Source organism: Streptomyces sp. NPDC030862 (genome assembly GCF_055571835.1).
In genome coordinates this window covers 421,126-435,313 of sequence record NZ_JBVIEN010000004.1, presented here as the reverse complement: position 1 = coordinate 435,313, position 14,188 = coordinate 421,126, and the positions used below count along the sequence as shown (strand labels likewise).

Below are 14,188 nucleotides of genomic sequence, written 5' to 3'. Positions count from 1 at the left end.
TCCCCGAGCACCACGGGCAGAAGCGTCCGTCGACGTCGCGGGCGGCCTATGGATCCCATGGCGCGTGACGCCTCCGCAAGCACGCCCGTCTCCCGTACCGACCCCGACCCCGTATCACGGGCCCGACGGCCCCGCCGGTCCCGACGGTCCCGCCGGTCCGCCGAAGAGCTCCACGGCGTTGCGCACGCCGGTGAGGGCGGCACCCAGGGCGCTCACCGAGCCGACCGCACCGGCGATCAGGAGCAGTGAGCGGCGCAGGCGCGGGACCTCGGGGGCGCCGCCGCGGGCCATCGCGGCGAGTGCGGCCAGTTCCTCCTCGGCGATCCCGCGGTCCAGGAACTCCGCGGGGTGCGCGGCCAGCTCGCGCCGCAGGCGGGCGACGGCGGAGCGCAGCTCCGTGACCCGCGGGTCCTCCGCGCCCTCGCCGGTTCCGGAGCCTGCGCCCGTCGCACCCTTCTGCCCCATGCTTCGCAACACTGCTCTCTTCCCCCTCACACGCACACCCCTGTGCGGTCTCGCACCCGCCGCGGTGGTGGTCGGATACCGGACGGTTGCGGACAGATTAACGGTCCGCGCACCGGCGCGCGCCACACGGGGGGAGGTCCCTCAGCTCGCCTGTTCGACGTCCATCGCCCCACGCCAGACGGTCAGGTCCAGGGTGATGTAGTCGCTGGGGTCGGACTCGGGCGGGAAGCCCTGGACCGTGACGAGGGCCACGTCCCCGGCGCTCGTCTGCAGGCAGAGGCGCGAGCCCTTGGACAGCATGTCCTGGGAGATGTAGGTGGCGAACCGCGTCTCGCTCGTGCACGTCGCCAGCGACGGGTCCTGGCCGTTGCGCAGGAGGACGAGGCGGCCGCCGTCGTTGGCGGAGAGGCCGAGGCTGTAGCTGAGGTCGTAGCCGGTGCTGCCGTTCTTGGGCTTCACGGGGTCGTCGGCGAGGGACACCTCGTACCCGCTCGGCAGGTCGATCGCCTTGTACGTCACCGGCTCGGGGGCCTTGGGCGGTGTGGCCGGGCCGGACGGCTTGGCGGGGTCGGCGGCCGCCGGGGTCTCGTGTCCGGCCGCGGCACCGTCGTCCGCCCCGGTGTCGTCGCCGCCCTGGGCGGCCGGCTGTTCGCGCGCCTGCGTGCGCTTCGTACCGTCGTCGCCCTTGAGCAGGTAGAAGGCGGTCACGCCGCCCGCGACGGCGAAGGCGAGCACCGCGGCCACGGCGGCGACGAGGACGGTACGGGAGGACGACGCCTTACGGGCGGTCGCGGGCACGGGTGCGGGCGTCACCGTGGGCGCGGGCATGCCGGGCACGGGCGTCGGCGCGTGCGCGGGTGCGTACTGCTGGGGCTGCTGCGGTTGCTGTGGCAGCGGTACGGGCGGGCCGAAGCCCTGCGGAGGCGCGGCGTGGGCCGCCGGAGCCGTCGGAGGGTGCGGCGCGGCGGCCGGAGCGGCCGGAGCGGCCGGGGCCGTCGGCGGTACGACGGTCGGCGGCGTCGCCGGGGGCGGCGGCGTCGTGGCCGCCGCCGGGGCGGGGGCCGCGGTGCGGGTGGTGATGTCCGCGGCGACCGCGCCGGGCAGCCACTCGTCGGGGCGGCGCAGGGCGGTCTGGTCGCTGGCCCCCTGGCACAGGGCGAGCAGCTCGGCGACGGACGGCCGGGCGGCCGGGTCCTTGTCCAGGCAGCGGGTCACCAACTCCCGCAGCCGGTCGGGCACTCCGGTGAGGTCCGGCTCCTCGTGGACGATCCGGTACAGCACCCCGTGCGAGGTGCCCTCGCCGAAGGCCGGGCTGCCGGTCGCCGCGTACGCCGCGACCTGGCCGAGCGCGAAGACGTCGGTGGCGGTGGTGACCTCGCGGCCCGCCGCCTGTTCCGGCGCCATGAAGGACGGGGTGCCGATGGTGACGCCGCTGCCGGTGAGCGAGGTGGCGTCGGCGGCGCGCGCGATGCCGAAGTCGATGACGCGCGGACCGTCCGCGGCGAGCAGGACGTTGGCGGGCTTGAGGTCGCGGTGGACGATGCCCGCGCCGTGGATGACCTGGAGGGCCTCGGCGATCCCGGCGACCAGCAGCAGGACGGTGTCGACGGGCAGCGGCCCGTGGGCCCGTACGGCGTCGGCGAGGGACGGCCCGGGCACGTACGCCGTGGCGAGCCAGGGGCGGCGCGCGTCGGTGTCGGCGTCGATGACGGGCGCGGTGTACAGCCCCTGGACTCGTTGCGCCGCCCGCACCTCCTGCGCGAAGCGGCGGCGGAATTCCGCGTCCTCGGCGAAGTCGGGCCGGATCACCTTGATGGCGACCGGGCGGCCGCCCGGGGTGTACGACAGGTACACGGCACCCATGCCGCCGGCGCCGAGCCGGGCGGACAGCCGGTAGCCGGCCACGGACCGCGGATCGCCCTCCTCGAGCGGCTGGAAGACCGTTCCGCCGCTTCCCCCACGCGGAGCACCACTCATCAACCCATGTCTCCTGACCAGGACTTGGCACCGCACCCACGCCAATGCCGAAAGCCGCACCCTATCCAAGCCGGGGCGGGACCGCGTCATGAGGTATGCACTCCCCATGGATGAGACCAGGGAAGAGACACCACGCGAAGCCGTCGTCGCCGGACTGCTGCTCGCCGCGGGCGGCGGCCGCAGGCTCGGCGGCCGGCCCAAGGCGCTGCTGGAGCACCGGGGCCGCCCCCTGGTGGAGCACGCGGTGCGGGTGCTGCGCGAGGGCGGCTGCGCGGTGGTGCACGTGGTGCTGGGGGCCGCCGCCGGCGCCGTACGGGAGCGGGCGTCGCTGCCCGGGTGCGTCCTGGTGGACAACCCGGAGTGGGAGCGGGGCATGGGCTCGTCGCTGCGCGCGGGGCTGGAGTCGCTGGCCGGTTCGGGCGCGGACGCGGTCGTGGTGTCCCTGGTGGACCAGCCGGGGATCGGGGCGGAGGCGGTGGCCCGGGTGGTGGGCGCGTACGGCACGTCCGGCGCGCGGAACGCGCTGGTGGCGGCCGCGTACGACGGGAAGCGCGGTCATCCGGTGCTGTTCGGGGCGGACCGGTGGGCGGAGGTGAGGGCGAGTGCGGAGGGCGACCGGGGGGCACGCGCCTACCTGCGGGAGCACGAGGCGGCGATCGCTCTCGTGGAGTGCGGGGACGTCGCGGAGGCCTACGACATCGACACCGCGGCGGATCTCGCGCGGCTGGAGTGAACGCCGTGTGTACGAGGTGGCACCCAGAGCCACGTTGTGTCGACCCAGAGAATCTCGACATCAACAGACCATTGAACTTCCACTATGAGGAAACTAGTATCCACTGTTCAGAAGCACCCGACCGTCAGAAGGCGCCCGTGACCGTATCTCGGCTCCCACGGCACTCAGTGCCGCGCGCGTACGCCCGGCGGCCGCGGCATGGCGCCGCGCCAAAGCCCCCGCTGAAGGAAGTGACAGCTCATGTCCGCACCAGCGCCGTCTCCGCTGGCCATCGTCGAAGCCGAGCCCCTGCCCCGGCAGGACGAGGTCCTGACCGACGCGGCCCTGGCCTTCGTGGCCGAGCTGCACCGGCGGTTCACGCCCCGGCGTGACGAGCTCCTCGCCCGCCGCGTGGAGCGCCGCGCCGAGATCGCCCGCACCAGCACGCTCGACTTCCTCCCGGAGACCGCACAGCTCCGTGAGGACGACAGCTGGAAGGTCGCGCCGGCCCCGGCCGCGCTGAACGACCGCCGCGTCGAGATCACCGGTCCGACCGACCGCAAGATGACCATCAACGCCCTCAACTCGGGCGCCAAGGTCTGGCTCGCCGACTTCGAGGACGCCTCCGCCCCCACGTGGGAGAACGTCGTCCTCGGCCAGCTCAACCTGATCGACGCCTACGAGCGGCGCATCGACTTCACCGACCCGCGCACCGGCAAGTCGTACGCCCTCAAGCCGGCCGACCAGCTCGCGACGGTCGTCATGCGTCCGCGCGGCTGGCACCTGGAGGAGCGCCACCTGCGCTTCGACGGGCGCCCGGTCCCCGGCGCGCTGGTCGACTTCGGCCTGTACTTCTTCCACAACGCCCAGCGCCTGATCGACCTGGGCAAGGGGCCGTACTTCTACCTCCCGAAGACGGAGTCGCACCTGGAGGCCCGCCTCTGGAACGACATCTTCGTCTTCGCGCAGGACTACGTCGGCATCCCGCAGGGCACCGTCCGCGCGACCGTCCTGATCGAGACGATCACGGCGGCGTACGAGATGGAGGAGATCCTCTACGAGCTCCGCGACCACGCCGCGGGCCTCAACGCGGGCCGCTGGGACTACCTGTTCTCCATCGTCAAGAACTTCCGTGACGGCGGGGCCAAGTTCGTCCTGCCGGACCGCAACGCGGTGACGATGACGGCGCCGTTCATGCGCGCGTACACCGAGCTGCTGGTGCGCACCTGCCACAAGCGGGGCGCGCACGCGATCGGCGGCATGGCGGCGTTCATCCCGTCCCGCAAGGACCCCGAGGTCAACAAGGTCGCCTTCGAGAAGGTCAAGGCGGACAAGGACCGCGAGGCGAACGACGGCTTCGACGGCTCCTGGGTCGCCCACCCCGACCTGGTCCCGATCGCGATGGCCTCCTTCGACGCGGTGCTGGGCGACAGGCCCAACCAGAAGGACCGCCTGCGCGAGGACGTCTCCGTGGCGCCCGGCGACCTCATCGCCATCGACTCGCTCGACGCGAAGCCGACGTACGAGGGCCTGCGCAACGCCGTCCAGGTCGGCATCCGCTACATCGAGGCGTGGCTGCGCGGCCTCGGCGCGGTGGCCATCTTCAATCTGATGGAGGACGCGGCGACCGCCGAGATCTCGCGCTCGCAGATCTGGCAGTGGATCAACGCCGGTGTCGTCTTCGAGAACGGCGAGGAGGCCACCGCCGAGCTGGCCCGCAAGGTCGCCGCCGAGGAGCTCGCCGCGATCCGCGAGGAGATCGGCGAGGAGGCCTTCGCGGCCGGCAGGTGGCAGGAGGCCCACGACCTGCTCCTGAAGGTCTCGCTGGACGCGGACTACGCGGACTTCCTCACGCTGCCCGCGTACGAGCAGCTGGTCGGCTGACGCCGCCACCCGGTCACTCCGCCCCCGGCGCCGCACAGCGCCGGGGGCGGAGCCATGTCCGGGACCGGCTCAGGCGGCCGGCGCCACCGGCACCCGCCCGGCGCGCCGGGCTCCGGCGACCAGCAGCCCGACGGCGACCCAGACCAGCGGCCAGGGCGCGAACTCGACCATCACGGCGCCGAACACGGACCAGATCCCCAGCGTCCACGCGACGAACAACGGCGGCACGATGCCCCGGCGGTCCAGCCAGAGCACCAGCAGGCCGACGACGAAGAGCGGGACGCCGAAGCTGCCGACGGTCAGCCAGAAGGCGCCCATGGCCGGGCCCATCTCGACGAGCTGCTCCTTGAGCGGCCACAGCTCCCCGGTGAACCAGTCACCCGCGTAGCGCGGGAACGTCGGGACCAGCGCGCCGAGCGTGTGCACGACCCCCAGGAACACGAAGATGCGGCCAGCCCACTTGATCATTCCAACCCCCCACACGTATTACGGAACCGCTAGTTTCGATACTAGCGGTTCCGTATAGTAGGCCCATGATCACCCCCAAACAAGGAGTCGGGCGCCCCCGGGACAGCCAGGTGGATCACGCGATCGTCCGCGCCACCCGGGAGCTGCTGGTCGAGCGCGGGTACGTCGGCCTCACCGTCAGCGCGGTGGCGGAGCGGGCCGGGGTGGGGAAGGCCGCGATCTACCGGCGGTACGCGACCAAGCAGGAGATGATCTTCTCGGCGGTGGTGCACGACATGCGGGAGCAGGCGCCGCCGGACACCGGCTCCCTGCGCGGGGACCTGGCCGCGCTCTGCGGGACCATCGCCGCACAGCTCGGCTCGGCGCCGATGGACGTGCTCGCCGGGCTGCTCGCGGACATCTACGGCGACTCCGCCCTCGCGGTCCGGTTCTCGGAGACCTTCCTCACCCGCGAGCGGCTCCTCGTGACGGAGGTGCTCCAGCGGGCCGTGGCGCGCGGTGAGCTGACCGGGCTGCCCGACCCGGCCACCGTGCAGGCGCTGCTGGTCGGGCCGGTCTTCGTCTGGCTGCTGATGCTGATGGGAGACCGCGACAAGGCGCCGCAGTTCGCCCGTACGGTCGCGGAGACGGTGGCGAGCGCCCTGCTGTCGGGGACGGTCTGACCGACCGGGCGGCCCGGCCCGGTCAGGCCACGACCACCGTGCGCTGGGCGGAGAAGTCGCCCCAGGTGCCGTCCGGCAGCTTGGCGCGGAGCTTGACGCTGTAGCGGGTGCCGGGCCGGTCGGTGACGGTGAAGGCGTACGTCGCCGTGCCGGGCGGCGGCTGCGCGCCCCAGACGATCGTGGTGGCGAACCTGCCGTTGAGGTACAGCTGGTGCTCCTTGACCGGAGCGCCGCCGTCGGTGCGCGGCGGAGTCCAGGTGAGCCGGATCTCGCCACCCTTGAGCGCGGTGGCCGCGAGGTCCGTGGGGGCGGTGACGGGGCGCGCGCCGGGCGCGGGGGCGGTGGTGAGGTCGACGGCGTCGCTGTCGGGCGAGGAGTTCTCGGCGGCGTCGCGGGCGCGGACGGTGAAGGTGTAGACCGTCCCGGGGCGCAGGCCGGTGAGGCGGGCCGTGGTGGCGGTGCCGGCGACGCTGTGGATACGGGAGTCCTCCTGGTAGACGTCGTACGCCGTGACCGCCCGGTCGTCCGAGGCGGGCCGCCAGGTCAGGGTCGCCGCGCGGCTGCCGTCGGCGGCGCCGCGCAGGCCCGAGGGCCGGGAGGGCGCGGTGCGGTCGTCGGGCGTGGGCGCGGGGGTGGTCACCGGGACGGGGGCACTCGGCGCGGAGACGTTCCCGGCGGCGTCGCGGGCGCGGACGGTGAAGCTGTACGCGGTCGAGGGCGCGAGGTGGTCGACGTCCACCATGGTCCTGGCGGCCGGCAGGCTCCTGACCTTGCGGCCCCGCTCGTACACGTCGTATCCGGTGACCGCGGTGTCGTCGGAGGCCGGCTGCCACATCACATGGACGGAGGTGGCGCTCCCCGCCTGTGCCGTCACCCCGGTGGGCGCCGAGGGGCGCCCGGTGTCCTTGTCCCGGTCGGGCGCGGCGGCGGTGCACGCGCTCACGCTCACGCTCGCGCCCAGCAGGAGGGCGGCCACGCGGACCGGGGTGGCGGCGAGGGAGGAGGGGCGTCGCACGGTCGGGCCTCCAGGTCCGGAGTATTGGTCCAGACCTATATGGCACAGGTGCGGCCGGGCGGCAAGACCCCGGAGCCCCTCGGGATCTCAGGCGCGGGTCGAGGCGACGGGCGCCTGCACGGCCGACGAGCCTGGCGCGGCCGACGGGGTCGACGAGGCCGACGGCGATGCCAGCGGGGCCGTGAAGATCGTCGTCGCGGAGTTCTCGCGCAGCGCGGCGTAGGCACGCTCGACCGCGTCGGCCCGAACGGGGCGGGCCTCGGCGACCGCGGTCAGATCGCCGGCGCACTGCAGTTCCCACCGGGGGAAGCGGCGGCGCACGCGCGCCACGCGGGCGGCGGGCGCGAAGTACAGCATGGTGGTGTTCTCGTGGGGGTTGTGCGCGGAGCCCTCGTACACCATCGAGCCCGCGCCCTCCAGCCGGTCCGCCAGGGCGGCGAGCGCGGCGGGCTGGGGCTGGTCCAGGAAGAGGCCCACGTGGTTCTCGAAGCCGTGGGCGCGCTCCTCCTCGGCGACCTCCGGGCGGTATCCCGGGCTGGATCGCGGAAAGAGGAATATCTCCACCTGCGGCCCTGGATTGGTGGTCACACTCAGGCGCGTGACGAGTATTCGCGCATCTTCCGGCAGCCCGTGGCGCTCGACGAGCCGGCGCTTCACCAGAACACTCGGAATTACCGCCGCCGCCCGCCAGCCATTTTCTCTGAAGTACTCGACGGCCGATTCTTCGGAGGCGGGGAACAACAGTGTCGCACAGTGCGACACAATGCACTGGTTCTTGATTTCCTGTTTCAGCGCGCCGGGCATCCAGGGCGGGAGAAGGGTCTCCACGGTGCTCCTGGACGCATGATGTGCGTAGTCAACAGCATGCTGGAGGCGCTGGATGTCGCACGCGTCGAATGCCACGTGATTCATGTCGCAGCCTTTCTGTTGCCGACGCTCAATTAAAAGCACGTCACACGTTAGGCGGCACACGGGTCTAGACCGATCGAGTGAAGGACCCCCGGGCGACGGGCACGAACGCCGAGCTGCTCCGGTCTGCGTTTGTGCCTTTTCGGATCCACCCGCATTTTTGATGGGGGACCTCCTGGGAGGGCTGTTGAAAATGACGCCATACATGACGCCACACAGCGGAAAGAATTCTCCCCGGATTCTGATCGCGGGTGCCGGGATCGGCGGGCTGACGACCGCACTCAGCCTCCATGCGGCGGGTCTGGACGACGTCGTGGTCGTGGAGTCGTGCCCGCGCCTGCGGGCCGTCGGCGCGGGCATCAACCTCCAGCCCGCCGCCGTACGGGAGCTCACCGAGCTCGGCCTGGGCGAGGACCTCGCGTCACGGGCGGTCGCCACGGCCCGGTTGGAGTACCACCACCGCTACGGCGGCCTGATCTGGTCGGAGCCGCGCGGCCGGGCCGCCGGCTACCACTGGCCGCAGTACTCGGTGCACCGGGCCCGGCTCCAGGAGGTGCTGCTGCGGGAGGTGCGGCGGCGGCTCGGTCCGCACGCCGTGGTCACGGGCAGGCGCCTGACCGGGTACGAGCAGGACCCGGCCGGCCGGACGCGGCGGCGGGTGCGAGCGTACGCGGCCGGGGACCCGGCCCCGTACACCTGCGACCTGCTCATCGGCGCGGACGGGATCAACTCGGCCGTCCGGGCGGCGATGTACCCGCACGAGGGGCCGCCGATCTGGAACGGCGTGTGCATGTGGCGCGGTCTGAGCCACGCGCCGCCGTTCCTGGACGGGCGGACGATGGTCATCGTGGGCTGCAACTCCCGCGTGAAGGCCGTCGTCTACCCGGTCTCACCGCCGGACGCGTCCGGCCGGTCCACGCTGAACTGGGTCGTGGAGACCCGCCCCGGCGGCGGCCCCGCCACGGTGCCGCCCGCCGACTGGGACGCGGCCGTGCCCCCCGGCGTCGTCCTGCCGCACCTGGCCGGCTGGCGCGTCCCCTTCCTGGACCTCCACGCCACGATCGCGGCGGCGCCGCGCGTGCTGCGGTACCCGATGATCGACCGGGACCCGCTGCCGAGCTGGGTCGACGGCCGGGTCGTCCTGCTGGGCGACGCGGCCCACCCGCTGTACCCGACCGGCTCCAACGGAGCGTCCCAGGCCATCGTCGACGCGCGCGTCCTGGCGTACCTGCTCGCCCACCACGACGTGGACGAGGCGCTGGCGCGGTACGACGCCATACGTCGCCCGGAGACCAGCACGCTGCTGGCCGCGCACCGGCGGCTGGAGCCGGACCCGCTGCTCCATCAGGTGGAGATGCTTGCCCCGGACGGCTTCTCCGACATTCGCGAGGTCCTGCCGGATCACAAGCTGGCGGACATCAGGTCCTGCACGCGCAAGGTCACCGGCGTGGACGCGGCGGGGCTCAACGCACGCTCCTCCTGGAGCGTCCCGGCACGAACGGCTTCCGCATGCGCTTCGTCCACCCCCGCCGCTCCGTCGGCTCCGTCCACTCCCCCGGCTCTCGCCCCTCCCGCCGCGCCCTCCGCGCCCTCGGGCCCCGGCTGACGTCGGCGGCCCTGCTGCTCGCGCTGCTCCCGGCGGCGGCGATGACGATTCCGGCGCGGCAGCCCGTACCCGGGGCCGCGGTGGTGGAAGGGGACGGCACCCGGTACGGCCCGGCGGCGCGACTCGGCGAGGGCCGGATCCGGGTGTTCACCGACTCCGCAGGCGGCCGGCCGCGCTCCGTGGGTGTCGTCCTCACCGCCTCCGCCCTGACCGGCCTGCCCACCGCGCCGACCGACGGCGAGCACTGCCTGGACGCGGACGGCGACGGGCGCGTCCACCCGTCGCACGAGTGCGTCGGCGGCCACGGCCTGGAGCTGGCGCTGCCGCCCGGCGGCCGGCCGGGAACGCCGTTCCGGTGGGTCCTGTTCAACTGGAACCCCGAGGGCCACCAGCCCCACGGCCGCTACGACGTCCCCCACTTCGACGTGCACTTCTACCTCGTCCCGCGCGAGGTCCGCGACCGCATCCGCCTCGGCCGCTGCGCCCTGCTCATCGACTGCGCCCAGCTCCCCACGGCCGCCGCGCCCGTCCCCGCCGAGCACCTCCCGCCCGGCTACCCGCCCTCCAGCCCGGAGACGTCCGAGGGCGCCATGGGCGAACACCTGGACAGCCGCCCTCCTGACGTCGGCTCCCTGTCCGGGCACACCTTCATCTACGGCGCCTACGCGGGCGAGATCATCTTCATGGAGCCGATGCTCACGAAGGCCTTCCTGGCGGGTCTTCGCACGACCCCCGGTCACCGTGCCTGCGCCCCGGTCCCCCAACCGCGCTCCTGGCGGATCCCGGGCCGGTACCCGACGCGCTACTGCATGGCGTACCGGCCCGGTCACGACGACTACACCGTCACGCTCACGGGTTTCCCGCGGTAGCCGACCGTCGGCGGGCGTTCTTCACCGCGCGGGCGGCCAGGGATGCGACACGGCTGTCCGGGTGGCGGGCGCGCAGGTCGTCCAGGAGGACGAGCGCGGAGGGGTGGGCGGCGGCGAGGGCGTCGACGAGGGCCGTCGCGCCGCCGGGCCAGGCCGCGGCGGCCGCGTCGAAGGCGTCGAGCAGGGCCGTCGGGGCGGGCTCCGGCTTCGGCTTCGGCTCCGGCTCCGGCTCCGGCTTCGGCTCCGGCTCGTGGGCCTCCTCCTCAGCGGCGGCCGCCTCGATGAGGGCGCGCATGTCCTCCGTCCAGCGCGTGTGCAGGTCGTCCAGGAGGAGCAGAGCGCGGGCGGTGAGCGGGACCGGGTCGTACGGGGCCTCCTCGCCGCGGTCGCGGAGGAGGCGGTGGGCGTAGGCGCCCACGGCCGGGTCGGTCAGTGCGGCGCGGAGCGGGGCGTCGGGGATGCCGGCGAGCGCGAGGTGGGCGAAGAGGGTGGAGCTGGGGTGGGCGGACGCGGAGACGGCGGCGAGGAGCTCGCTCCAGGCGTCGTCGGTGCCGCCCCGGCCGTCCGTCCAGGCGGTGAGGGTCGCGGCGGCGATGGCCGGCGGCCAGTACTCGACGGCGGTGACGACCCGGTCCGCCTTCCAGGTCAGGACGGCGTCCCGGTCGGGGGCGGCGACATGGGCCACGGTCAGCAGGTGGCGCATGACGGCGTCGCCGAGCGGGGTGAGGCCGTAGGCGTCGCCGGTGCGGAAGACGCAGCCGGTCTCGGCGAGCCGGTCCACGACGGCGGCCAGGGAGCGGGCGTGGCCGTCGAGTGCGGCGCGGTCGGCCTCGGTGAGGCCGGGGCGGTGGAGCAGGGCGGACAGCTCCTCCGGTGAGGGGGTCTCATAGGCCGCCGGCGCCGTGTCGGGGACCTCGGCCGGGGCGTCCTCCAGCTCCGGCGGGAGCGGTGGCCCGCCGGCGACGTCGGAGGCCTTGCGGGCGACGGACTCCGGGGTGCCGCCGCGTTCGTAGAGGGAGTACAGGACGTGCGCCGCGTCGAGGGCGTACTCGTCCTCGTCCTCCCCCTCTCCTTCCCCCTCCGCGTCGGCGGCGGCGATGCGCTCCACCGTGGCGGCCAGGATGTCGGCGGCGAGTTCGGTGAGCTCCTGCGGGGTTCCCTCGTTCCAGACGGCGGTGGCCGGTTCGGGGAAGCCGCAGCGCTCGGCGAGTTCGCTCAGGTCGTCGTCGGCGCCCGCGGCGAGGGCGGCCGGGAGCGGGGCCGCCCGCAGCAGGCCCCGGACCTCGTCGGGTGCGGGGAGCGCGGGCGGCGGCGGCAACGGGAGTCCGGATTCGCCGTAGTAGTCGAGGTGTTCGTCGAGCAGGCGGTCCGCGAGGGCGATGTGGGGCAGGGCCTCGGGGCCGGGCGCGAGGTCGGCGCACGGGCCGGCGAGCGCCTCGCCGAGCCCTGCGGCGGTCCAGCGGTCGCTGAGCTCGGCCGCGAGACGCTCGAGTTCGTCGGGGCCCGCGGCGTCGAGGAGGGGCCCGGGCAGCAGGCGGCCCGCGGGCGTGGCGCCCCCGGTGTCGCGGGCGGACGCGTCCAGGAGCGCCTCGGTGAGCAGCGCCTGGGCGGCGAAGGTGCGGGCGGCCACGTCGGCGCGCGGCACCTCCGGGGGAAGCTGCCGCCGCTCGGCGCGTGGGGTGCGCGCGTACGCGGCGAGCCAGGCCCGTACGGCTTCGGGGTCGTCCGGGTCGGTGCCGTCGGCCCGGAGGAGGGACGCGTACCAGCGGGGCCAGGTCAGGTTCAGGGGGTCGTTCATGGCCCGCTCGTACTCCGGCACGGCCTCCTGTACGGCGTCGAGGAGGCGGGCGTGGCGCTTGGCGTTCAGGCGGTGCGCGGCACGGACCCGGTCGGCGAGGGCGGTGAGCACGCGGGGTACGGCGGCGAGCTCGTCCGGGGTCGCGTGGAGCAGCACCGGCAGGTCCTCGTGGAGGACGTGGCGCAGGAGCTGCGGCGTCGGCTCGGGCACGCCCGCGCGCCGGTCGGCGCCGCGCAGGGCCAGCAGCGTGAGGACGGCGTCGGCCGGGCGTAGAGGCAGGGTGACGCCCTGCTCCGTCTCCGCCCAGCTGAGGAAGTCGTCACGTCCGGTGTTCAGGGCAGTGGTACGGGTCACTCCCGGAGCGTATGGGCGCCCGGGGGGAGGGAGCGGCGTACTCACGTGGTGTTGGTTCGAATGGGCGATCAGAGTCCGTTGTCAGTGGCGTGCGCTTCACTGGGTTCATCACTCTCCGTGACGATGGATGGGGGCGACATGGGGTCGGTGCTGACGTATGTGACGGCTGCCGGGCTGCGGCAGCGTGGATGGACGGACGCGATGGTGCGCGAGCTGCTCGGTGAGCCGGATGTGCAGGGGCGCGACCCGCGCCGCTGGTCGGTCGCGCCGGTGCGGCTGTACCTGCTGGCGCGGGTGGAGGCGGTGGAGCGGGCGCCGGAGTTCGCGGCGTGCGCGGCGGCGGCCGGGCCGGGCTCGGCGGCTGCGCGGGCGGCGGCGCACAAGCGCCGGGAGGCGGTGTTGGCGGCGATCCGGGCGGAGCCGATCCGGGTGCCGTTGCTGCCCGGTCCGGAGCTGGAGCGGCGGGCGGTACGGCACCGGCGCCTGACGGCCGGGGACCGGCCGGGTGACGGCGGGGGCGGCGGCCCTGGGCCGGGCCCGGCGGGGGCGTTGGTGCGGTGGCAGGTGGACTATCTGCGCCATGCGCTGGGGCGGTACGACACGCTGCTGGACGGGCTGTTCGGGGCGACCGGGCGGGCGGAGGCCGAGCTGTTGCTACGGCGTCGGGTGTACGAGGCCATCGCGCGGGCGTATCCGCGGCTGGCGGCCGAATGCCGGCGCCGTATCCGGTGAGCGGGTCCGGTACAGGGGGTCGGGGCGATGAGTTTCGGGGCCCGCGCCGGTCGAACACCACGGAAGCCAGAGGAATGCCCTTGGTACGGAGGAGAAAACCATGCTCGATCTCGGACCCACGGCCCGGCGGGTGGCCGCGCTGCTGGAGGGCGTCGACGACGACCGGCTGGACGCGCCGACGCCCTGTCCCGACTACGCCGTGCGGCACCTGCTGGGCCATCTCGCGGGGCTCGCGCTCGCCTTCCGGGACGCCGCGCGGAAGGACTTCGGGCCGACCACGGACACGAGCCCGGAGGCTGCCCTGCCGACCCTCGACGGCGACTGGCGCACCGCGCTGCCGCGCCGGCTCGACGAGCTCGCCGACGCCTGGCGGGCTCCCGAGGCCTGGGAGGGCACCACCCGGGCGGGCGGTGTCACCCTGCCGGGAGAGGTGGCGGGCCTGGTGGCGCTCGACGAGCTGGTCCTGCACGGCTGGGATCTGGCCCGCGCGACCGGCCAGGAGTACGCCGCCGACGAGGAGGCGCTGCGGGCGTGCCAGGCGCTGCTGGCACCGACGGCCGACAGCCCGGCGGAGCGGGGCCCGTTCGGGCCGCCGGTGAAGGTGCCGGACGAGGCGCCGCTGCTCGACCGCGTGGTGGGGCTGAGCGGGCGGCGCCCTGACTGGCCGGGCGCGTAAGGGCCCGGCGGGGGACGGCGCGGGGCAGGAAATGGCGCGTCTCGGCCCCGTAAGGAGGTCT

13 protein-coding genes are annotated in these 14,188 nt (G+C 74.2%); 7 read left to right on the top strand and 6 right to left on the bottom strand.

The window, feature by feature from the left end:
- Positions 1–114: 114 nt before the first annotated feature.
- Positions 115–477, bottom strand: coding sequence for a DUF5955 family protein (locus ACZ42X_RS13795; protein ID WP_468288406.1), 363 nt, complete (start codon positions 475–477; stop codon positions 115–117).
- Positions 478–606: 129 nt separating this feature from the next.
- Positions 607–2,442, bottom strand: coding sequence for a serine/threonine-protein kinase (locus ACZ42X_RS13790; protein WP_468288403.1), 1,836 nt, complete (start codon positions 2,440–2,442; stop codon positions 607–609).
- A 106-nt stretch (positions 2,443–2,548) separates the two neighbouring features.
- Between ACZ42X_RS13790 and ACZ42X_RS13785 the strand changes: the two genes are divergently transcribed.
- Together ACZ42X_RS13785 and aceB are read left to right on the top strand one after the other, a co-directional pair.
- The gene (locus ACZ42X_RS13785) at positions 2,549–3,175 is read left to right on the top strand and encodes a nucleotidyltransferase family protein (protein ID WP_468288400.1); all 627 of its coding nucleotides are present in this window, start codon (positions 2,549–2,551) and stop codon (positions 3,173–3,175) included.
- 240 nt (positions 3,176–3,415) lie between these two features.
- Complete coding sequence (gene aceB / locus ACZ42X_RS13780; RefSeq protein ID WP_468288397.1) at positions 3,416–5,038, top strand: malate synthase A; 1,623 nt, start codon at positions 3,416–3,418, stop codon at positions 5,036–5,038.
- 69 nt (positions 5,039–5,107) lie between these two features.
- Here the strand turns inward: aceB and ACZ42X_RS13775 are convergent, their stop codons facing one another.
- Complete coding sequence (locus ACZ42X_RS13775) at positions 5,108–5,506, bottom strand: DUF6463 family protein (RefSeq protein WP_468288395.1); 399 nt, start codon at positions 5,504–5,506, stop codon at positions 5,108–5,110.
- 65 nt (positions 5,507–5,571) lie between these two features.
- Here ACZ42X_RS13775 and ACZ42X_RS13770 point away from each other — a divergent pair, with 65 nt between their 5' ends.
- Positions 5,572–6,168: a TetR/AcrR family transcriptional regulator gene (locus ACZ42X_RS13770; protein WP_468288392.1), complete on the top strand. Its 597-nt coding sequence runs from the start codon at positions 5,572–5,574 to the stop codon at positions 6,166–6,168.
- Between the two features lie 22 nt (positions 6,169–6,190).
- Here ACZ42X_RS13770 and ACZ42X_RS13765 read toward each other — a convergent pair whose 3' ends face one another.
- Both ACZ42X_RS13765 and ACZ42X_RS13760 read right to left on the bottom strand, forming a co-directional pair.
- Positions 6,191–7,183, bottom strand: coding sequence for a fibronectin type III domain-containing protein (locus ACZ42X_RS13765; protein ID WP_468288389.1), 993 nt, complete (start codon positions 7,181–7,183; stop codon positions 6,191–6,193).
- A gap of 87 nt (positions 7,184–7,270) precedes the next feature.
- Positions 7,271–8,011, bottom strand: a complete 741-nt coding sequence (locus tag ACZ42X_RS13760; RefSeq protein ID WP_468288386.1) for a hypothetical protein — start codon at positions 8,009–8,011, stop codon at positions 7,271–7,273.
- 286 nt (positions 8,012–8,297) lie between these two features.
- On the opposite strand from ACZ42X_RS13760, the gene ACZ42X_RS13755 reads away from it, so the two are divergent.
- Together ACZ42X_RS13755 and ACZ42X_RS13750 are read left to right on the top strand one after the other, a co-directional pair.
- The gene (locus ACZ42X_RS13755; RefSeq protein WP_468288383.1) at positions 8,298–9,698 is read left to right on the top strand and encodes a flavin-dependent oxidoreductase; all 1,401 of its coding nucleotides are present in this window, start codon (positions 8,298–8,300) and stop codon (positions 9,696–9,698) included.
- Positions 9,602–10,567, top strand: coding sequence for a hypothetical protein (locus ACZ42X_RS13750; RefSeq protein WP_468288381.1), 966 nt, complete (start codon positions 9,602–9,604; stop codon positions 10,565–10,567). The genes ACZ42X_RS13755 and ACZ42X_RS13750 overlap by 97 nt, the downstream gene beginning before the upstream one ends.
- On the opposite strand, the gene ACZ42X_RS13745 is transcribed toward ACZ42X_RS13750, so the two are convergent.
- Positions 10,548–12,719: a hypothetical protein gene (locus ACZ42X_RS13745; protein WP_468288378.1), complete on the bottom strand. Its 2,172-nt coding sequence runs from the start codon at positions 12,717–12,719 to the stop codon at positions 10,548–10,550. The two genes, ACZ42X_RS13750 and ACZ42X_RS13745, sit on opposite strands and share 20 nt — an antisense overlap.
- 138 nt (positions 12,720–12,857) lie before the next feature.
- Here ACZ42X_RS13745 and ACZ42X_RS13740 point away from each other — a divergent pair, with 138 nt between their 5' ends.
- Both ACZ42X_RS13740 and ACZ42X_RS13735 read left to right on the top strand, forming a co-directional pair.
- Positions 12,858–13,451 (top strand): hypothetical protein, encoded by a 594-nt coding sequence (locus ACZ42X_RS13740; protein WP_468288375.1) that lies wholly within the window; start codon positions 12,858–12,860, stop codon positions 13,449–13,451.
- A gap of 100 nt (positions 13,452–13,551) precedes the next feature.
- Positions 13,552–14,127 (top strand): TIGR03086 family metal-binding protein, encoded by a 576-nt coding sequence (locus ACZ42X_RS13735; protein ID WP_468288373.1) that lies wholly within the window; start codon positions 13,552–13,554, stop codon positions 14,125–14,127.
- Positions 14,128–14,188 lie beyond the last annotated feature (61 nt).